The sequence below is a fragment of the Tahibacter amnicola genome (assembly GCF_025398735.1).
Lineage (GTDB): Bacteria > Pseudomonadota > Gammaproteobacteria > Xanthomonadales > Rhodanobacteraceae > Tahibacter > Tahibacter amnicola.
The window spans coordinates 1,020,638-1,040,638 of the sequence record NZ_CP104694.1; the positions used below are offsets into that span (position 1 = coordinate 1,020,638).

Genomic DNA, 20,001 nt, shown 5'->3' on the forward strand with positions numbered 1-20,001 from the left:
TGCGCAGGCGGTCACCAGTCGCCGAGAAAACGCAGTCCCACTCCCGGTTCCGTCGCGATCCAGCGTGGTGCCGCTGCCTCGTCACCTAGCTTCTGACGTAGCTTCGCGACCAGGATACGAAGATAGTGCGTGTCCTTCTGGTGCGTCGGTCCCCAGAGTTCGCGCAGGAGGTGCGGCTGAGTAACCACGCGACCGGCGTGCTGGATCAGTAGCACGAGCAGCGCGTATTCCTTGCGCGACAACACCAGCGGGTCGCCTCGCAGCTGGACTTCGCGGCGCACAAGGTCCACGCGCAAGATGCCGTCATCAAACACCGGCGGCATTTCCGTCGCCGTGACGCGGCTGCGCAGGCAGGCGCGCAGCCGCGCCATCAATTCCTGCACGCCGAAGGGCTTGGTGACGTAATCGTTCGCACCACCGTCCAAGGCGGCGACTTTGTCCGCTTCGCGCGAGCGCACGGTCAGCACGATGACGGGCACCTGCGACCATTGCCGAAGTTCATTCAGGACAGACTGTCCGTCGCGGTCGGGAAGGCCGAGGTCCAGGATCACGGCATCGGCGCCGAGTGTTGCCAGGGCGTCGATGCCCGCCTGGCCGGTTTCGGCCAGGGTCACGCGATAGCCTTGGGCGCGCAGGCTGATCTCCAGGAATTTGCGGATCTGCTGTTCGTCGTCGATGACGAGCACCCGGGCCGCCGATGTATGCACGCCATCAGTCACGGCGATGCACCGCCCGGACCCCGTGACGGCAGTCGGATGCGGATGGTCGTGCCGCGTCCGTCCGGGCCTGGTTGCGCCTGGACACTGCCGCCGTGTGCGCCCACCATGCCGCGGCAAATCGCCAGTCCAAGGCCGGTCCCGTCACGCCCGCGGTCACCGCGTTCCACGCTGTAAAAACGCTCAAATATGCGCTCGCGTTCCGCCTCCGGTATACCCGGGCCGCTGTCGCTGATATCAATGGTGATCTCGGATTCAGCAGTGAGCGAGGCGGACACCAGAACCGCTTCGCCGGGTGGCGAGAATTTGGCCGCATTTTCCAATACATTAAAAAGTGCCTGCTCGATCAGGGCAGGATGAACCCAGACCGGAGCCAGTGCCGGATCGATACGCGGGCGGAACGGCGTCTGTACCTGATGCTGCAACCGTCGTATCGCGGAGCCGATCAGCTCGTCGACGCCGATCCAGTCGCGATTCAGGACCAGATCTCCATGGCCCAGGCGCGTCATGTCCAGCAGGTTCTGGATGTAGCGATCCAGGCGTTCGCCCTCACCGCGAATCGCTTCAAGCAAGCTGCGGCGATCCGTCTCGCTCATCGATTCGCCGTAGTTCTCCAGGCTTCCTGCGGCGCCGATGATGGCGGCCAGCGGTGTGCGCAAATCGTGTGACACGGATGACAATAGCGCGGACCGCAACCGTTCGTTTTCCGTGGCGATGCGTTCCCCCTGCAGTTCGGCGGCCAGGCGCGTTCGCAGTATCGCCTGGGCGATGTCGCTGGCCATGGTTCGCGCAAGCCTGCGTTCGGCTTCGTCCAGGTGGTCCAGTGGCGGAGGTAGTTTCAGGCCGATGACGCCAAGGATGTCGGCACCGGCGGCGAGGGTCATGAACCACCAGCCGTGTTGCTCGACGGCGTCATCCCACGGCCGGATGGCCGCAACGCTGGCGTCGGCGGCGACGGACCCGTGCGTAGCGAGGCCGGTCGGCCCGAGCCGGATCCAGGTTTCCGCGCCCAGTACATCGCGGAACGTCGCATGTGCAGCGTCGATAACCGTCCGTTCGTCCGCGGCGGAAGTCAGGCGTTGCGCGAGGTCGTGCCGCGCGAGGGCGTGGCAGTGCGAAACACGCAGCGCCTGCACCTGGGTCGCCAGGCGTGCGGCGAGTCGACCGGCGAGCAGTGCCGCGGCGAGAAACAGTGCAACTGTCGTCAAGCCGTGGCGGGCGGAGATATAGAACGTCAGTCGCGGTTCGATAAAGAAGAAGTTATAGGCCAGGAAGCACAACAATGCGGTGGCCGCCGCCGGCCCGGCAGCGGTCCGTGACGCGATCACGATCACCGCCAGCATGAAAACCAGTGAAAGCTCGACCGGCCCGGCCAACTGCTCGAGGATGGCGGCGATGACGACGGCCGTCGCCGTACCGACGAGCGCCATCCCGTAGCCGCCGCGCGGCAGCGAGGGACGATTCGAGGTCAGCGCAGACCCATCAGGAACAGGCATCGCACTATTCTGCCCTTTCCAGGCGGGAACAACAGCGCCGGTACCACCCCAGCGGCTCCCAACCCCGGCAATTTACGCAGAATTTACGTGTCCGGCCGTTCCGATGCCTACAGCTTTTATGGGCGGACGCGGAAGACTGCTCCGGTCCAAGCCGATCGTTCGATTCGGCACCGAGAGCTTCCATGAATGTGCTTGCCGAGACTTCGCCCCAGAGTCGCCACGACCTGGACCATCGCAGCGGATTCGCCGCCATGATGCTCGGCGCGATTGGCGTCGTGTTCGGTGATATCGGGACCAGTCCGCTCTATACGCTCAAAGAAGCGTTCTCGCCGCACTATGGACTGACACCGGATATGCCGACGGTGCTGGGCATCCTGTCGTTGATCTTCTGGTCGCTGATCATTGTCATCACACTCAAGTACGTGCTCGTCATCATGCGCGCGGACAATGACGGCGAAGGCGGTGTCATGGCGCTGACGGCGCTGGCGCAGCGAGTGCTGGGCACCAGCTCTCGCCCGGTGTACGTCGTGGGCATTCTGGGCGTGTTCGGTGCGGCCTTGTTTCTGGGCGACGGCGTGTTGACGCCGGCGATCTCCGTGCTCTCCGCCGTGGAAGGGTTGAAGGTAGCTGCACCGGCCCTGGGGCGGTGGGTGCTGCCGCTGACTCTCGGCATCCTCCTGGCGCTATTTCTTTCGCAGCGCTTCGGTACAGAGCGTGTGGGTAAGGCGTTCGGGCCGGTGATCGTGGTGTGGTTCGTGGCGCTGGCAGCGCTGGGTGTCGCCAACATTCTGTCGAACCCGCAGGTGCTGAAGGCGCTGAACCCGTACTGGGCTATCCGGTTCTTCGTCGACCACGGCTGGCACGGCATAATCATTCTCGGCGCTGTCGTTCTGGCTGTGACCGGCGGCGAGGCGCTATACGCCGACATGGGCCATTTCGGTCGCCGCCCCATTCAGTACGCGTGGAACTTCTTCGCCCTTCCGGCGCTGACACTCAACTACCTGGGACAGGGCAGCCTGCTGTTGCGTGATCCGGCCGTGGCCAGCAATCCGTTCTTCATCGGTGTGCCGGGATGGGCGCTCTATCCGATGATCGCGCTCGCCACGGCCGCGACGGTCATCGCCTCGCAAGCCGTGATCAGCGGTGCCTATTCGGCGGCACGCCAGGCCATGCAGATCGGGTACCTGCCGCGTATGAACATTGTCTACACGTCCCGGAAGACAATGGGGCAGATCTACGTTCCGGCGGTCAACCGCATCCTGATGATCCTGACTATCGCCACGGTGATCGGGTTTGGCAGCTCGACGGCGCTGGCGACGGCCTACGGCGTCTCTGTAACCGCGACGATGCTGATCACCAGCATCATCCTGGTGGTCGCGATGCGGTCGCGGTCGAGCATGCCGTCGCCGGTGTTCTGGGTTCTGGCCTCCGCCTTCATCCTCGTCGACGTGGCCTTCCTGTTTGCCAACCTCATCAAGTTCATGGATGGCGCCTGGTTCCCCATCGCGCTGGGCGTCGTCGCTTTCACGCTGCTGCGCACGTGGGCGCGTGGGCGCCAGCTTCTACGCGCCGAAACGTCGACTGACGGTATCCGTCTCGATGCCTTCCTGCCCAGCCTGATGCGGCACGCGCCGGTGCGAGTGCCGGGCACGGCCGTATTCCTGACGCCGCAGACCGACATCGTGCCGCGGGCCCTGCTTCACAACCTCAAGCACAACAAGGTGCTGCACAAATGCAATCTGCTGCTGACGGTGCAGTCATTGCCGGTGCCCTTCGTCGCCGCAGAACGGCGTCTGCAGATTGAACCGCTGGAGCTCGACTTCTATCGCGCCACCGTAAATGTCGGATTCATGGAAACACCGGACGTACCGCTGGCCCTGATGCGGCTGGATCAGCACGGTCTGATCTTCGACCCGATGGACACGACCTATTTCGCCAGCCGGGAACGCATCGTGGCTCACCCGCGTCGCGGTATGGTGCTCTGGCGCGACAAGCTGTTCGATTTCATGCATCGGAATGCGACGCCGGCGACCGACTTCTTCCGAATTCCGGCCACCCGCCTGGTGGAGCTTGGCGCCTCCGTGGAAATCTAGCGACGGCCCCGCAGAAATGCGGGGCTTTCTATGCGTGTGCGCCGGCTCAGCGCTGTTGCAGCTCGTAACTGCGGTCCAGATAGGCGAACGGCACCAGCGCGACGCGAGGGGCGTCGCCGGGCTTCGACGGGTTGAAACGACTGCGCCGGACGATAGGGGCAAACGTCTCTGCGAAGGCGCCGTCGGCACCGCCGTCGAGCAACCAGAACCTGGAGACCCGGCCTTCGTGGTCGACCGCGATATAGAACTCCGCGTTGCCCGACTCCGTAGGGGGCACGGCTGTGTGCGACAGCCCGCTCACGCGACGCTTTCCGCCGGGAATCTGCAACTGCGGTGGCGGCGGCGACGTCGCCTGCCGCGCCTGGTGCGCCGCTTCGATCGTCGCGCCGTAGCGGTCGAGCAGTGTGATTGTGCGCTGGCGGATCGTTTCGTGCTCGACCGTGCCCAGACGCTCGGCGATGCGACTGATCAGCGCAGCGGCGCCCTTTGCATCCCGAGGGTCGAAGCCGGGCTGCTCTCGCAGATAGTGCATGTGCACCTGCGCCCAGTCCATGGCCTCCGCGTATCGGCCAGCCTGGTACTCCACTTCGGCCAGCTTGAAGGTGGCAGCGTGCATGCCGTCCAGTGCGGCGGCCAGCAGGTATTCACGGGATTTGTCGAGGTTCTGTGGCACCAGCTTTGCCGGGTGCGCATGACCGAGACGGTAGAGCACGCCGGCGATGTACCGTGCGGTGGCATTCTTCTGCTCCGCCTGGCGTAGCAGGATGTCTCGAAATGCGTTGCGTACGTCCGGGTCGGCGTTGTACGCCAGTGCCCCGTCGAGGACCCATTGTTCAATCGGCGACCTGGCCGTAACGGCGGCGGCGCGGCCGCTGGGCGTGGCGGAGTCGGCGGCATGCACGGCCGGCAAGGACAGGCCGGCCAGGGCGAGAGCAAGCAACAGTTGACGCATGGATACGCTCGGAAGTCAGGGGAGGATGCGCGACGGCGCATCGTCCACTAGTATCTTTTCCGGGATTGGCAAAATCCAGGCAGATTCCAGCGCTTTTGCAGGCCTATCGTGCGCGACCCGGATCCGGGCCGCAGATCACGGCAGAAAGCAAGGCCGGCTTGCGCCGGCCTTGTTGCCGTGCACCCCGGCATCAACTACTTGGCGTTGACCAGCGCCAGGGTCATGTCGAGCATGCGGTTGGAGAAGCCCCACTCGTTGTCGTACCACGAGCAGACCTTCACCAGCGTGCCACCCATGACCTTGGTCAGCGTGGCGTCGTACACCGACGAACGCGCGTCGTGGTTGAAGTCGACCGACACCAGCGGCGCCTTGTTGAAACCGAGAATGCCCTTGAGCGGGCCTTCCGCGGCTTCCTTGATGGCCGCATCGATCTCGGCATTGGTCGTCGCGCGGGCGGCGACGAAGCTCAGGTCGACGACCGAGACATTGATCGTCGGCACGCGCATGGCGAAACCATCGAGCTTGCCGTTGAGTTCCGGAAGCACCAGGCCCACCGCGGCGGCCGCGCCGGTCTTGGTCGGAATCTGCGACATCGTGGCCGAACGGGCGCGACGCAGATCCGAGTGGTACACGTCGGTGAGGACCTGGTCGTTCGTGTAGGCGTGGATGGTGGTCATCAGGCCGTGCACGATGCCGATCTTCTCGTGCAGCACCTTGGCCAGCGGAGCCAGGCAGTTGGTCGTGCAGGAGGCGTTGGAGATGACCTCGTGCGAGGCCTTCAGGCCGTCATGGTTCACGCCGTAGACGAAGGTGCCGTCGACGTCGTTGCCGCCGGGGGCGGAGATGATGACCTTCCTGGCGCCACCGGCGAGGTGGGCGCCGGCCTTGGCCTTGGAGGTGAATAGGCCGGTGCACTCCAGCACCACGTCGACGCCATGCTGGCCCCAGGGAAGCTTGGCCGGGTCGCGCTCGGCGAAGACTTTGATCCGGTCGCCCTTCACCACCAGGTCGCCGCCGTCGACGCTGACCTCGTGCGGGAACTTGCCGTGGGCGGTGTCATAACGGGTCAGGTGCGCATTGGTTTCGGCATCGCCCAGGTCGTTGATCGCGACGATCTGGATGTCGTTGTTACGGCCGGATTCGTACAGCGCGCGCAGCACGTTGCGGCCGATGCGGCCGTATCCGTTGATGGCAACTTTCACCGCCATGGTGAGGGCTCCTGTCAGGATGGGGGGACGAAAGACGCCTATTGTAGCGGCTTGGCAGCCGGCCCGTTTGACCGGCGTCGCCACCGGCGCTGGCCAGGTGTGGCACGTATCGGCCGAGCTCTTCGGTAAGTGACTGATTCTGCGGGTATAGTGCGGACTGCCTTCGGCAGCACGATGGGCAGCTAACCAATCGCGCCCAGGAACCATCCGATACCGCATGACGAACGAGGACGAGTGGGTCGCAGCGGCCCGTAACGGGGATCGGGTGGCCTTCCGGCGCCTGGTGGATGCGCACGCCCGCACGTTTCACGCGCTCGCCGCGCGGATCACGCGCGATGCCACGCTGGCGGAGGATGCCGTGCAGGAGGCCCTGTGGAATGCCTGGCGTCACCTTCGCGACTTCGATGGCCGCGCGCGTTTCTCGACCTGGATGCACCGCATCGTGGTGAACGCGGCACTGGAACAGCTGCGCCGCCGCGGCGATCGCGAGGACAACCTTGCCGGGCTCCTGGAAGACGACGACGAAGAAGCGGCGTTCCTGGCCCGCCATGCCGACGAAACGCCCGGTCCGGATCTGCACGCCGACGGCCACGAAATCCGCGTGCGCGTGGAAACGCAGCTGGCGCGTATGAGCGCCCTGGAGCGCAGTGCTTTCGTCCTGCGTCACCACGAGGGACATTCGCTGGAAGAAATCTGCGGCGTGCTCTCGATCAATGTATCGGCCTGCAAGCAGGCCATCTTCCGCGCCGTGAAGAAGTTGCGTCTGGCGCTGGATACCGTGAGGTAGTGCCATGGACCCGATTCGTGACTCCGACCTGATTCTCTACCACTACCGCGACGGACTCGACGCGGATCGCTGGGCGGCGATCGACCGCGCGCTGGTTGAATCGCCCGCATTGGCGGCGCGCTATGCCCGCCTGTGCCAGACCCTGGCGCTCGCTGACGCCGCGCCCGTGCCCGAGCCGGACGCCGGCTTCGAACGCCGGCTGTGGACAGCGCTGGAGCAGCGCATCGGGCCGGCTCCGGCACGGCCCGGAATTGCCCAATGGCTGCGACGCTGGTGGGAGGCGCCATTGCGCCCGGCCTTCGCAGCGGCTGCCGGCGTGGTTCTGGCCCTGGGTGTGGCCTTTTATGCCGGCCGCTACTCGGCGCCGTTGCCGGCAGCATCGCCGGTGGCGGCAACTGAAAAGGGTGCCGCGATGGGCGACAAGGTGCTCGAGGCGTATATCGCTGCACATTTGCGTACAACGCAAAATGTGGTTTTGACCGCAGTCAACGTACAAAGCCCGGAATTGCTGGCTGGTAATCGCGATATTGCCGAGGATCTGATCGAATCCAACCGGCTGTATGCCGCTGCGGCCCAGCGCGCCGGCAACGCGCGCCTGGCGGAGTTTCTGCGTCGCCTGGAACCGCTGCTGATGGAGCTGGCTAACCAGAATGGCGCCGGTGGCATCCAAGATTCCAACGGCCTTCGTGAGTATGTCGAAAAGAACGACCTGCTGTTCGAACTCAAGGCCACGCAGGCGCGCATCGAACCGCGCCGTTCAACCAGTATCTAGTGGAGCAGTGCAATGACTTTGCGCGTTGTGAAGAATGCGATGGCGACAGCCCTGCTGATCGCGCTCAGTGCCGGGGCCGCCGCGCTTCCCCAGGCGAATGGCGACATGGCGCCGCACGACAAGGAACTGGAAGCGCTTTACTGGCGCGGCCACGAGGCCTTGAAAGAGTCCAACTGGCCGGTTGCGCTGGAACGGTTCCGGCGACTGGAAGCCCAGCTGGTCGAAAAGGAGCCAAAGGCCGCGGATGCCGCGGTCTACTGGCAAGCCTACGCGCTGGTGCAGGCACGTCGGATCGACGAGGCGCGCCGCACGGTGGAGCGTCTGCACGAAAAGTACCCGGAAAGTCGCTGGAACAAGGACGCCGTCACGCTGATCCGGCAGACACAGCCGACGCCGCCCCCCGGGTCGGTCGACGCACTCGGCGATGACGAGCTGGCCGACACGGCGATCATGGCGCTGATGAGCGCGCCGGAAGAGCGGGCGATTCCATTGCTACAGAAGGTGTTGCGCGGGAAGTACTCCGAAAAGGTCAAGAAGCGCGCCCTGTTCGTGCTCAGCCAGTTCGAAACCTCGGAGGCGCGCACGATCATTGCCAATGTCGCCCGCGACGGTTCGCCGTCCATGCGCAACGAGGCGATCCGCATGCTCGGCATCAGCGGTGACAGTTCGGCCATCGAGCGGCTGAGCGAGATCTACCGCAATGCGCCGGTCGAGGTGCGGCGCGAGGTCATGCAGGCCTGGCTGGTGGCGGACCGCCCTGATCTGCTGCGTGATGCGGCCAAGGAGGAAACGGACGAGAACGTGCGTCGCGATGCCATCAACGCGCTGGGCGCGATGGGCGCGACGACCGAGCTGGCGTCCATCCTGGACGATCTCCCCGACGAGGAATCCCAGCGCGCCATCGTGCACGCCCTGGGCGTGGGCGGTGACGTGGAACAACTGCGAAGGATTGCCGAGTCGGCGAAATCCGAGTCGATCCGCAAGGAAGCGCTCCAGGCCATCGGCATCGCCGGCTCCGACGCGGCATCCAAGGTGCTGATCGACCTGTACGGGAAATCCGATGCACCCGGATGGCACGAATCGGTTCTCCAGGGGCTGATGGTGGCGGGCAATACCAAGGCGCTCCGGCAGCTGTACACGATCGCCAAGACCCGCGAGGAGAAGCAGCAGATTCTGAAAATCCTGACGGCCAGCGGCGACGACGCCGCGCTCGACGTCATCGAAGAAGCGATCAACAAAGGAGAGAATCCATGAAAACGGCACTACTGGCGGCCATCGCCTTCGTGGGATCCCCGGCAGCGCTGGCCGACGGATTCTCCAGCGCAATGGGAAAAGTGGACGGCTGGGCGGGCTGGCGCGTGCCGCTGGCCGAAGGCGTGGCGGCGCCGTGTTGCCAGTCTCACTCGCGCAAGGGCGATCTGCACCGTCGCTGCCATCTGGATGAGCGCGACTGGAGTGTGACGACGCACAAGCCGGTGGCATCCGGCGCGTCGGGCGACCTGCTGGTGTTCGCTCGGATCGAGGGCGGAAAGGTTCGCCGGCTGCGCGTGACCAGCGAGGACTGCCCGATCGACAGCACGGTGCCGGTCTCCGACCTCGGTGCCCCGGCGCCCGCCGAGAGTGTGGCGTGGTTGACGGCGCAGCTGGGGACTTCCCAGTCCGATGAGGCCATGGCGGCGATCGCCTGGCACGCAGGTGCACCGGCGGATGCGGCACTGAAAGCCGCCGCGGCGCCGGGCCGCCCGATGAAAGTCCGGGAAAATGCGCTGTTCTGGATCGGACAAACCCGTGGCGCTGCCGGCGTGGAGACGATTGCACGTTTTGCCACGCAGGATCCGGATGCGGCGCTGCGCGAGAAGGCCATCTTCGCGCTGTCGCAGGCCGAGGGTACCGACACGTTCGATCGGATCCGCGCCATTGCCCGGGACGATGCGGCGCCTTCCGTGCGCGGCCAGGCGATGTTCTGGCTGGCCCAGCAATTTCCCGAACGGGCCGAGGCGGAAATCCTCTCGCTCATTACGCGCGAGAAGGATGAGAGCGTGCGCGAGGAGGGCGTTTTTGCCCTGTCGCAGCTGGGTGACGAGCGTGCGGCAAAGGCCCTGATTGCCGTTGCGCGTGGAAATTACCCACGGGATGTCCGGCGGCAGGCGATCTTCTGGTTGGGCCAGACCGGCAGTGACGAGGCGATCGCCTTTCTCGATACGGTGCTTTCCGCACCCGAACGCTGATCGCCGGGAGGAATCCGGCGGTCGGGATTCGACCATTCGCCAGTGCCCGGCAGGTGTCCGGACAAGCGTGATGAAACTGGCTTATGCCGTGCCAAGATTAGCAGACCAGGCAATGGCTTGGCGCGGCAAGCTAGCCAGAATAGCGAGCAGACGAAACGTTTTTTTGCCCGGATAAACGTGAACTGGTCGACATTTTGGATGGCGCGCTTCGATGCTAAGCTTGTCTCGAAGGCCTGTCCGGGGCTGGCCTGTCAATCACCGGCCGGCCGATGCACATGGGGGTGCGTCACCGGTAACAACAGTCTCCCTTGGAGGCAGTATGTCGACGCAGCGATCGACGTGGGTCCCCACCTGGCCAAGCACGGCGCCGGAAACGACGCCTGCTGGCACGTCGCCTGTCTCTTCGCAGACACCCAAGGCGCCGGTGCCGCCGCCAACGCGTCCGGCCGCTCCTGCGCAACAAGGTGGCGTGCTGGGGCGTCCGCTACCGCCGACGCAGCCTGCGCCGCCGGCATCGCGCCCGGTTGCACCGACGGCGAGTGTGCTGGGCAAGCCCATTCCGCCGGCTGCACCGGCGAATCCGAACCTTACGCCGCCCGCCCACCTGGCGAACAACGCCGTGCTGGCGGATCTGGCTCGCCAGGCCCGCACCGCACGCGCCGAACTGCAGGCGGCGCAGGAAACCTTCGCCCGTCGCGCGCTCGGCCTGTACGAAACGCTGCGCGTGGTCGATGACAGCCTGGTCCAGCTGGCCACCCACGTACTGGGCAACAGCGTCATCGCTGCAGCCTGGTTCAGTTCGCGCAATCACCATCTGTCGCAGCGGTCTCCGCTGGAGGTTCTGATGGTGGGGGACCGCGAGCTGGTCGTGAACGAGCTGTTGCGCCTGGAGCACGGCGTCTACTGAGGCACCGCCCCGGGCGGGCAGGCGACCTTGCCGCCTCGCTCTTTTCCTTCATTGGCTGACATCCCGACGGCGTTGCACAATGCCGCTTTGCAGACGCGGAGCTGCCGATGTCGCCGGTTGTCGATTCTTTTTTTGATGCCACTACGGGCACCTGGTCGCACATTGTCAGCGGCGGGCCCGGTACCGACGCCGCTATCATCGATCCGGTCTGGGATTTCGACATGCCGTCCGGCCGCATCAGTACTGCCTCAGCCGAGCGAGTCCTGGCGCATGTCCGCACGCAGCGGCTGCAGGTCGCCTGGATCCTGGAAACCCACGCGCATGCAGACCATCTCACGGCCATGGATTGGCTCAAGAACCGGTTGAGAACCGAGGGTCATGCGGCCGTCACCGCCATCGGCGAGGGCATCTGTTTCGTCCAGGCGGTATTTCGCGACCGTTTCGGGCTGGGGCCGGAATTTCCCACTGACGGATCGCAGTTCGACCGGCTGCTGCGCGAGGGCGACCGGCTGCCGTTGGGCGGGGCCGTCATTGAGGTGCTGGCCACGCCAGGCCACACCAACGACAGCATGAGCTACCGAATCGGTAACGCCGTGTTCGTCGGCGACACCGTCTTTTCGCCGACCGCAGGCACCGCGCGCTGTGATTTCCCGGGCGGCGACGCGCACCGCCTGTACCAGTCGATCCACCGGTTGTATGCCTTGCCGGGCGACACCCGCCTGTACCTGTGCCATGACTATCCAGCCCGGGATGCCGAGCCGCGAAGCCAGGTGCCGGTCGACGAGCAGAGGCAGGATAACGCGCACCTGGCCGCCACGACGGACGAATCGGACTACGTCCAGTTTCGCCGGTCCCGTGACGCCGGGCTTTCCGTGCCGCGACTGCTGTATCCGGCACTGCAGGTGAATATCCGGGCAGGCCGCCTGCCCGATGCCGACGAAGCAGGGCGTTGCTTCCTGGTCGTCCCGGTGACGCAGCCCGGCTAGCGGGTCGCGCGGTTGCACGGGCCATGTCACACTGGCGAACCGCAAGGTACAGGACGCCGCCGTGCACCGTTTCCTTTTTATCCTTGTAGTGTTTTTGTTGTCTCCGGCCGCGTGGGCCTGGGGCCCGGTCGGGCACCGCACCGTGGCGAAACTGGCCGAAGACCAGCTCAGTCCCGCCGCAAAGACGCAGGTCGTCTCGTTGCTCGCGCCTGACAACGAACGCACCCTGGTCGACATCGCTGTCTGGGCCGATGACCTGCGCGACACCGACCCGGCGCGCTTCCGCACCACCTCGCGCCAGCATTACGTCAACATCCGCAGCGATACCTGCCGTTTCGACGCCGGGCGTGACTGCGCCGGGGGCGAGTGCGTGGTGATTGCCATCCGTCGCAATACGGACATCCTCAAGGACAAGCGGCGTTCCCGCGAGGAACGGGCCGACGCCCTGCGTTTCGTCGTTCACTTCGTCGGCGATGTGCACCAGCCGTTGCACGCCAGCTATCGCAGCGACAAGGGCGGTAACGAGGAACAGGTGCGCGTTGGCCGCGACACCAGGAACCTGCACTCCGTGTGGGATTCGATCATGCTCGACTCCACCGGGCTGAGCTGGTCCCAGTACGCGAAAAAGCTGACGTTGCAGCGCGCCCTGGTCGAGCGCGACAACGCGCTGCGGCCGGATCTGTGGGCGCAGGAATCCTGCAGCATCGTGCGCGACGGCGATATTTATCCCGATAAGCGCAAAGTAGACGACACCTACTTCGACCGGCACCTGCCCCAGGCCGAACGGCGGCTGCGCGAGGCTGGCAACCGCCTGGCTCATCTGATCAATACCGCACTGCAGTAGCGCCGGTTGTGACCGCGCGCTGGCAGGGATGACCCGGTGCTGTGCTAGGTTTAGGACGGGTCTGGGTCGTCGGGGAGGGCGGCGTGGACCCCGGTGTGCGTGTACCGCCGGCGTGTGCCGGAGCCGCGGGAGCCGCCGCTCAATCCCCCACGAGAACCTGGACAACAACAACGCCTATGCAGACTCGCCGCACCAAGATCATCGCCACACTGGGCCCCGCCACGGATGCGCCCGGCATGCTCAAGCGCATCATCGAAGAAGGCGTGGACATCGTCCGCCTGAACCTCTCCCACGGCGTCGCTGCCGACCATGCCCGGCGCGCTGTGGAAGTGCGACAGGTGGCCGAGGCGCTGGGTCGCGAAGTCGGGGTGCTGGCCGACCTGCAGGGGCCGAAGATCCGCATCGAGAAGTTCGCCAAGGGCAAGGTCAATCTCGAGCCTGGCCAGCCGTTTGTCCTGGACTGCCGCGCGGACGCCGCGCCCGGTGACGACGCGCGCGTCGGCGTGAGCTACCTGGGTCTGCCCGCAGACGTGCAGACGGGCGATACGCTGCTGCTGGACGACGGCCTGATCTCGCTTGCCGTTCTCGACGTGGTCGGCACGGAGGTGCGCTGCCAGGTGCTCAACGGCGGCGTGCTGTCGGACCGGAAAGGGCTCAACCGCCTGGGTGGCGGATTGTCCGTCGCGGCGTTGAGCGATAAAGACCGCGCGGACATCAAGCTGGCCGCCGAAATCGGCGCAGACTTCCTCGCTGTTTCGTTCGCCAAGTCTGCCGAGGACATGAACGAGGCGCGTCGCCTCCTGCGCGCCGCGGCCGGGCAGGGGGCGCTGGTCGCCAAGATCGAGCGCGCCGAAGCGATTGACGTGCTGGGTGAGATCATCGACGCATCCGATGCGGTGATGGTGGCGCGCGGCGACCTGGGCGTGGAAATCGGCGACGCCGAATTGCCGGGCCTGCAGAAGAAGATCATTCGCGAGGCGCTGATCCGCAACTGTATCGTGATCACCGCCACGCAAATGCTGCAGTCGATGGTCGAGGCGCCGATTCCCACACGCGCGGAAGTGCTCGATGTGGCCAATGCCGTCATCGATGGGACGGATGCAGTCATGTTGAGCCAGGAAAGTGCGTCGGGCCGCCACCCCGACAAGGCGGTCGCCGCCATGCGCCGGGTGTGCCTGGGTGCCGAGCGCCAGTTCGAGCCGATGGAAGGATTCCAGCCCGGCCAGCACCGACTGGACCGCACGGACCAGGCCATCGCGATGTCGGCCATGTTCCTGGCGACCCAGGTCAATCCGCGCGCGATCGTGGCATTGACGGAATCCGGTGCCACGGCGCAGTGGCTCAGCCGCTACCGCTCCGCGGTGCCGATCTATGCGCTGTCGCGAAGTGCGGCGGCGCGTCGTCGCATGCAGCTCTATCGCGATGTCTATCCCGTGGAATTTGATGCCCGGGGCGTCGACCCGGCGCATGCCACGCGGGCAGCCATCCAGCACCTGTTCAATCTCGGCCGCCTCTCGGAAAACGACCGCGTGATCATTACCACAGGTGATCACACCGGCCGGCTGGGGGGCACCAATACCCTCAAATTGCTGCGCGTCGGGTCGGGCGGACTGGCCGAAGGGCTCGGGGAGCTGTAGTCTCCAACGGTTCAGCCCGCCATCGGCCACGGATGTACGCCGGCCGGTCGGCGGGCGATTCGGTTCCAGTCGTCGGGGGGCGGCTGCACCGTTTTTGCCATGGCAGGACAATTGCTGACGGACTGAGCCGAACGGCCGCCAATTTACGGTAGCTGTAGCTGAGGGGAATCCCGTTCCTGGCTCGGCCGTTGCCCTGTTGCAGCAGCGGTGCGTTCACGCGCGTCCAGCCGGCGTAAAGCGACTTTTCCCCTATATATCAGGAACCATAACGGAATTCTTAAGGTCGTTACTGAGATGAATACCTCGCTTTACACGATTCTGTGCATCGTCATCCGCGTTGGCGCCGTGGTGTGGTTTCTGGCGACCGTGATGGCCGTGCCGCAGTTCGTGGTAATGATCGCGGATACCGGTGGATCGGCCTTGAGCCTGTGGACCATCGGTTCCGCACTGGTTTCCCTGCTGGCGACGGCGCTGCTGTGGATCTATCCCGGTGCGCTGGCGCGCCTGGCGGCCAGCCGGGCCAGCCAGCAACCGTTCTCCAGCAACATCGGCGGCGCCGACCTGCAGTGGATCGCTTTCAGCGTACTGGGGCTGTGGTTCGTGATGCAGGGAGCGCTCTACCTGCTCATGGGCAGTGCCCGCGCGCTGGCCGTGACGTACGCCATGCAGGCCGACAGCGTCGTCGGCGCCATGCAGTGGGTCGACACTCTGGTCTACGGCCCGGGCCAGATGCTCCTCGGAATCGCCCTTTGCTTCGGTGCGCGCGGCATGGTCCGCCTGCTGCGCACCGCCCGCTATGCCAGCCCAGTCAAGCACACGGACGATTTGGCTCATGAATGAGAATGTTCGCCGCTTCATCCCCATCGTGGTGATGATGCTGATCCTGCTCTGCGGATTCCTCCTGATCCGTGAAAGCGTCGCCCAGACCTCGCCGCGTCCGGTCGCGCCGAAAGACCTTGCCAAGTACTGGCTCGTGTCGAGCACGTCGCTGGAGGCGCTGGTGCCCAATTCCGGCCGCAACATGGACAAGCCCAGCTGTGCGTCGGTGGCCTACGTGATTGAAGCCAACGGCACCACCAGCAATATCCGCCTTGAAAAGCTGTATCCGGCCAGTGACCTGGGGAGCGTCGCCACCAGCGTCGTTCAGAACCTGCGCTACGTGCCAGGGCCGAACAACCAGGGCGTGGTTCCCGTGGCCACACGCGTGGTATTGCCGTTCAATCTTCCACCCGTCCAGGGAACGCCCGAGCGGCAGGCGCAGATCACGGCGTATCGGGAAAGGGTACTGGCGCAGTGCGAGCCGACGGTGCCGCCCGTGAAGAATGAGACGCCCGCCACCGGCCAGGGCGCCGCGCCGCACCAGTGAACTGGCGGCAGTAGCAGCACACCTGACGTTCCGGAGAGGTTGCGCGGTGCGACGAACCGCCGCACTGCGGCGGCATGCGGCATTGGCGGCAATCGACGCCGGAACCCTGTGATGGCTGCTTCCGGGACTGGCCCCTGCCGAACCGGCGGCGGTCCGATGCGCCGTGATGCCGAGGCGATCACTTCCGTTGCCGTTGTCCGATACGCACCGGCGACCTTCCAGCCCGCAACACTCCGAGACTCCCAATGCCCTCACGCCTCCTTGCCCTTCTCGGTCCGAACCAATGCCGGGCGTCCGCAGGTTGACCTGGTCCAGGTGAGCCTGGCTGACGGATCGATCGGCGATACGCTGTTCTCCCACCCCGGCGCAGACATCACGGGTGTGGTGGTCCGGCAACGGGACAAGGTGCCCCTGGGCGCAGCGTATTACGCAGGTGGCGTGCCGAACGTGCACTACTTTGATCCCGAGGATGACGCGCTCGCCAAGGCCGTCGGGGGGCACTTCCCGGACGCGCTGATCATCCCGATCGATCACTCGGTCAGCGGTGAACAGGCGACGGTGCTGGTCCTGTCGGAGGTCAATCGGGGCGCCTACTACCGCTACGACGCCACCGGCAAGACGCTGGAAAAACTCTACGACCTGTACGAGCCGTTCGCGGCCGTCAAGCCGGTGACGTCAAGGCCCGTGGCCGCGAAAACGTCTGACGGCCTCGAAATACGCGGGCTCGTCACGCTGCCGTCAGGCACTGGCCCATTTCCGCTGGTCGTCATGCCGCACGGCGGTCCCATCGGTGTGTTTGACGACAAGCACTTCGACCCTACGGTGCAACTGCTCGCGAACCAGGGGTTTGCGGTATTGCGGGTCAACTATCGTGGATCCGGAGGTGCCGGACGCCAGTTCGAGGAGGCCGGTAACCGGCAGTGGGGGCGCGCCATCGAAGATGACATCGAAGCGGTCCTCGGCCGGGCACTGGCGGAATTTCCGCTGGATGCCAGCCGGGTCGCGCTGATGGGGGCAGCTACGGCGGCTATTCCACCCTGATGGGCCTGATTCGTGCGCCGGAAACGTTCCGGTGTGGTATCGCCATTGCCGCCGTCACCGACCTTCCGCTCCTCTTCGCCAACAGCGATGTGGCCAGCGATCCCAAGGCCATCGACGTCGTGCGCAAGCGTGTGGGCGATCCGACGACCGAAATGGAGACGCTCAAGGCACATTCGCCGACCTATCAGTACGAGCGGATCAAGCGCCCCTTGCTGCTGATCCACGGCACTGCCGACGAACGGGTGGATTTCGAACACGCGTGGCGGTTGCGCAGCCTGATGGCCAACGCCGGCAACGCGCCGCACTGGCTGCCGTTGCCTGGCGCGGGACACTCGCTGTCGCGGCCGCAGGACAGCCTCGCCGTCCACGCGGCCACCGATCGCTTCCTCCGCGAATGCCTGGCAAGCCTGGGCGAAGCAGGCAAGTCCGCCGCAACTGGCCTATAATCCGCGGTCCACGCAGCCGCCGGGCGGCTGCCGCGCCTTCGGCGCCTCGACCGGATTCACATCCACGGAGTCATCCATGAGCATTGAACAGCTGGAAAGCATTGCCCAGGCAATGGTCGCCCCGGGCAAGGGCATCATCGCGATTGACGAGTCGAACACCACGATCAAGAAGCGTTTCGACGGCGTCGGCATTGAGTGCACCGAGGAAAACCGCCGTGCCTACCGCGAGATGCTGCTGACCGCGCCGAACCTGTCTGACCACATCTCCGGCGCCATCCTGTATGACGAAACGCTGCGCCAGTCCAGCCGCGCCGGCGTTCCGTTCACCAAGATCATGCTCGACAACGGCATCCTGCCGGGCATCAAGGTCGACAAGGGCCCGCAGCCGCTGGCCGGCTTCCCGGGCGAAGTGGTCACGGAAGGCCTGGACGGCCTGCGCGACCGTCTCAAGGAATACGCCCAGCTCGGCGCCAAGTTCGCCAAGTGGCGCGCCGTCATCAACATCGGCGAAGACATGCCGAGCTCGACCTGCATCGAAGCCAACTGCCATGCGCTGGCCCGTTACGCCGCGCTGTGCCAGGAAGCCGGCATCGTGCCGATGGTGGAACCGGAAGTGCTGATGGACGGCACGCACGACCTTGACGTCTGCTACGACGTCACCGAAGTCACCCTGCGTTCGCTGTTCGCCTCGCTGTATGAGCAGAACGTCCTGCTGGAAGGCACGATTCTCAAGGCCAGCATGGTCATCGCCGGCAAGGATTGCCCGGACCAGGCCTCGGTCGACGAAGTGGCCGAAGCCACCGTGCGCTGCCTGAAGGCCAGCGTGCCGGCGTCGCTGCCGGGCATCGTGTTCCTGTCCGGCGGCCAGTCCGACGAGCAGGCCACCGCGCACCTGAATGCGATGAACCAGATGGGCCCGCACCCGTGGCCGCTGTCGTTCTCCTACGGCCGCGCCATGCAGTCGGCGGCACTCAAGCTGTGGTCCAAGGACATGGCGAAGAACTTCGCCGACGCCCAGAAGACCGTCGCCCAGCGCGCCCGCGAAAATGGCCTGGCCGCGCTTGGCCAGTGGAAGAAGAGCGCGTAAGCGACTTCGACCGGTTGTACATAACGGGCGCCTTGGCGCCCGTTTTCTTTTGTATGTGCGTGCAGCGCCTTGGCGCCCGTTTTCTTTTGCATGTGCGTGCAGCGCCTTGGCGCCCGTTTTCTTTTGTATGTGCGTGCAGCGCCTTGGCGCCCGCTTTTCCGTGTTTGCGCCGCGCGTGGATTCAGACGGAACGGGCGGTACCCAGCGCTGACAGCGCGCGCTGGTAGGCGGCGGCCACGTCCTTGCTGAATGCGCAGAAGTAGATGCGCGCGATGCCGGTCGGCTGCAGCGTTTCCACGTGTATCGTCTCGATCGCTACCCGTGTCGCCGCGTCCAGCGGGTAGCCGAAGACCCCACAGCTGATGGCCGGAAACGCGATAGTGCGGATGTCATTGGCCTGGGCCAGCCGCAGGCGTTGCGCATAGCACGCAGCGAGCAGGGCCGGTTCTCCCTTGTCCCCGCCGTACCAGACCGGGCCCACGGTATGGATCACATGCCGGGCCGGCAGGCGGTGCCCACCCGTCAGGCGCGCCTCGCCGGTCGGGCAGCGCACGTGCGGGCGCACCTGTGGTATCGCCAGACATTCCTCGAGAAGGGCGCGGCCCGCGGCCCGATGGATGGCGCCGTCCACGCCGCCGCCACCGGTCAGGCTTTCATTGGCGGCATTGACGATGGCGTCGACGGCCAGGCGTGTAATGTCGCCCTCGACGACTTCCAGTACCGGTTCCATACGGGCAGGGTCCGTCATTGCGGTGGGCTGGCGAGGCGGTGCCTGTGTCGCACCGCACGCACAGGATGCAACGACAGGGTAGCCCGCGCCACCGTTTGTCTGTGTTGCCGCTTCGGCGGACTACCAGTGTCCAGGTCGCTTGAACAATACCTGACCAGGCAATAATAATCGTGGCAATCATGCCTTCGTCCGACCATCGCGCTGCGATTCTCGTCCCCCTGTTCGACGTCACGCGTCTGCTGCGCACCCGGTTCGACCGTCGCGCCGAACCACTGGGCCTTACCCGGGCGCAATGGCGTGCCCTGCGTTTCATCGATAGCGAACCGGGCATTACCCAGAAAATGCTGGCGGAGCGGCTGGAGATGGAGCCGATTCCGGTCGGTCGCGTCGTGGATCGCCTGGTTATGGCGCAGTTCGTCGAGCGCCGCGCGGACCCTGCGGACCGCCGCTGCTGGCGCCTGCACATCACCGCCAAGGCGCACGGCATCACCGGCAAGATGGACGTCATCGCCGACGGCCTCTGCGACGACACCTTCGCCGGCGTTGCCGAGGCGGATGTCGCGGTGTTCCGTCGCGTCGTCGACCAGATGAAGCAGAATCTCCTGGCACTGGACCTGCCGCCCGTCGATTCAGACGCGTGAGCCACGATTTCCGCCACCTCGACGCATCGACGCGGGCGCCGCACAGCGACGCTACCGGCGGTGC

General features: G+C 65.5%; 18 protein-coding genes and 1 pseudogene. 14 read left to right on the plus strand and 5 right to left on the minus strand.

Features of this window, described 5'->3' with window-relative positions; genetic code table 11:
• Positions 1–11: 11 nt before the first annotated feature.
• Both N4264_RS04250 and N4264_RS04255 read right to left on the minus strand, forming a co-directional pair.
• A complete protein-coding gene (locus tag N4264_RS04250; RefSeq protein WP_261695835.1) occupies positions 12–719 on the minus strand; it encodes a response regulator in 708 nt (235 codons plus the stop codon).
• On the minus strand, positions 716–2,212 hold the full coding sequence (locus N4264_RS04255; protein ID WP_261695836.1) for a sensor histidine kinase: 1,497 nt from the start codon (positions 2,210–2,212) through the stop codon (positions 716–718). The genes N4264_RS04250 and N4264_RS04255 overlap by 4 nt, the downstream gene beginning before the upstream one ends.
• Positions 2,213–2,463: 251 nt before the next feature.
• Here N4264_RS04255 and N4264_RS04260 point away from each other — a divergent pair, with 251 nt between their 5' ends.
• Positions 2,464–4,305, plus strand: a complete 1,842-nt coding sequence (locus N4264_RS04260) for a potassium transporter Kup (RefSeq protein ID WP_261697572.1) — start codon at positions 2,464–2,466, stop codon at positions 4,303–4,305.
• 46 nt (positions 4,306–4,351) lie between these two features.
• On the opposite strand, the gene N4264_RS04265 is transcribed toward N4264_RS04260, so the two are convergent.
• A complete protein-coding gene (locus N4264_RS04265; RefSeq protein WP_261695837.1) occupies positions 4,352–5,257 on the minus strand; it encodes a hypothetical protein in 906 nt (301 codons plus the stop codon).
• A gap of 194 nt (positions 5,258–5,451) precedes the next feature.
• Positions 5,452–6,465, minus strand: a complete 1,014-nt coding sequence (gap, locus tag N4264_RS04270) for a type I glyceraldehyde-3-phosphate dehydrogenase (RefSeq protein ID WP_261695838.1) — start codon at positions 6,463–6,465, stop codon at positions 5,452–5,454.
• 217 nt (positions 6,466–6,682) lie between these two features.
• Between gap and N4264_RS04275 the strand changes: the two genes are divergently transcribed.
• From N4264_RS04275 to N4264_RS04330, 12 genes and pseudogenes are all read left to right on the plus strand, one after another.
• Positions 6,683–7,252, plus strand: a complete 570-nt coding sequence (locus N4264_RS04275; RefSeq protein ID WP_261695839.1) for an RNA polymerase sigma factor — start codon at positions 6,683–6,685, stop codon at positions 7,250–7,252.
• Between the two features lie 4 nt (positions 7,253–7,256).
• The gene (locus tag N4264_RS04280; protein ID WP_261695840.1) at positions 7,257–8,024 is read left to right on the plus strand and encodes a hypothetical protein; all 768 of its coding nucleotides are present in this window, start codon (positions 7,257–7,259) and stop codon (positions 8,022–8,024) included.
• Positions 8,025–8,036: 12 nt separating this feature from the next.
• Positions 8,037–9,278, plus strand: a complete 1,242-nt coding sequence (locus tag N4264_RS04285) for a HEAT repeat domain-containing protein (protein ID WP_261695841.1) — start codon at positions 8,037–8,039, stop codon at positions 9,276–9,278.
• Positions 9,275–10,252: a HEAT repeat domain-containing protein gene (locus tag N4264_RS04290; protein WP_261695842.1), complete on the plus strand. Its 978-nt coding sequence runs from the start codon at positions 9,275–9,277 to the stop codon at positions 10,250–10,252. Before N4264_RS04285 ends, N4264_RS04290 begins: the two co-directional genes overlap by 4 nt.
• A gap of 319 nt (positions 10,253–10,571) precedes the next feature.
• Positions 10,572–11,159 carry an MbcA/ParS/Xre antitoxin family protein gene (locus N4264_RS04295; RefSeq protein ID WP_261695843.1) on the plus strand — a complete coding sequence of 196 codons (588 nt, stop codon included), beginning with the start codon at positions 10,572–10,574 and terminating at the stop codon, positions 11,157–11,159.
• 107 nt (positions 11,160–11,266) lie between these two features.
• The gene (locus N4264_RS04300; protein WP_261695844.1) at positions 11,267–12,145 is read left to right on the plus strand and encodes an MBL fold metallo-hydrolase; all 879 of its coding nucleotides are present in this window, start codon (positions 11,267–11,269) and stop codon (positions 12,143–12,145) included.
• 88 nt (positions 12,146–12,233) lie between these two features.
• Entirely contained in the window at positions 12,234–12,989 is a 756-nt protein-coding gene (locus tag N4264_RS04305; RefSeq protein ID WP_261695845.1) for a S1/P1 nuclease, read from the plus strand.
• Positions 12,990–13,165: 176 nt separating this feature from the next.
• Positions 13,166–14,626, plus strand: coding sequence for a pyruvate kinase (gene pyk / locus N4264_RS04310; protein WP_261695846.1), 1,461 nt, complete (start codon positions 13,166–13,168; stop codon positions 14,624–14,626).
• Positions 14,627–14,920: 294 nt separating this feature from the next.
• Positions 14,921–15,466: a hypothetical protein gene (locus N4264_RS04315; RefSeq protein ID WP_261695847.1), complete on the plus strand. Its 546-nt coding sequence runs from the start codon at positions 14,921–14,923 to the stop codon at positions 15,464–15,466.
• Positions 15,459–15,992: an energy transducer TonB gene (locus N4264_RS04320; RefSeq protein WP_261695848.1), complete on the plus strand. Its 534-nt coding sequence runs from the start codon at positions 15,459–15,461 to the stop codon at positions 15,990–15,992. The genes N4264_RS04315 and N4264_RS04320 overlap by 8 nt, the downstream gene beginning before the upstream one ends.
• Before the next feature lie 768 nt (positions 15,993–16,760).
• Positions 16,761–17,479: pseudogene (locus N4264_RS04325) on the plus strand (alpha/beta hydrolase family protein).
• Between the two features lie 76 nt (positions 17,480–17,555).
• Positions 17,556–18,566 (plus strand): class I fructose-bisphosphate aldolase, encoded by a 1,011-nt coding sequence (locus N4264_RS04330; RefSeq protein WP_261695849.1) that lies wholly within the window; start codon positions 17,556–17,558, stop codon positions 18,564–18,566.
• A 181-nt stretch (positions 18,567–18,747) separates the two neighbouring features.
• Here N4264_RS04330 and N4264_RS04335 read toward each other — a convergent pair whose 3' ends face one another.
• Entirely contained in the window at positions 18,748–19,314 is a 567-nt protein-coding gene (locus N4264_RS04335) for an O-acetyl-ADP-ribose deacetylase (protein ID WP_261695850.1), read from the minus strand.
• A 161-nt stretch (positions 19,315–19,475) separates the two neighbouring features.
• Here N4264_RS04335 and N4264_RS04340 point away from each other — a divergent pair, with 161 nt between their 5' ends.
• The gene (locus N4264_RS04340; protein ID WP_261695851.1) at positions 19,476–19,937 is read left to right on the plus strand and encodes a MarR family winged helix-turn-helix transcriptional regulator; all 462 of its coding nucleotides are present in this window, start codon (positions 19,476–19,478) and stop codon (positions 19,935–19,937) included.
• The last annotated feature ends 64 nt before the right edge of the window (positions 19,938–20,001 follow it).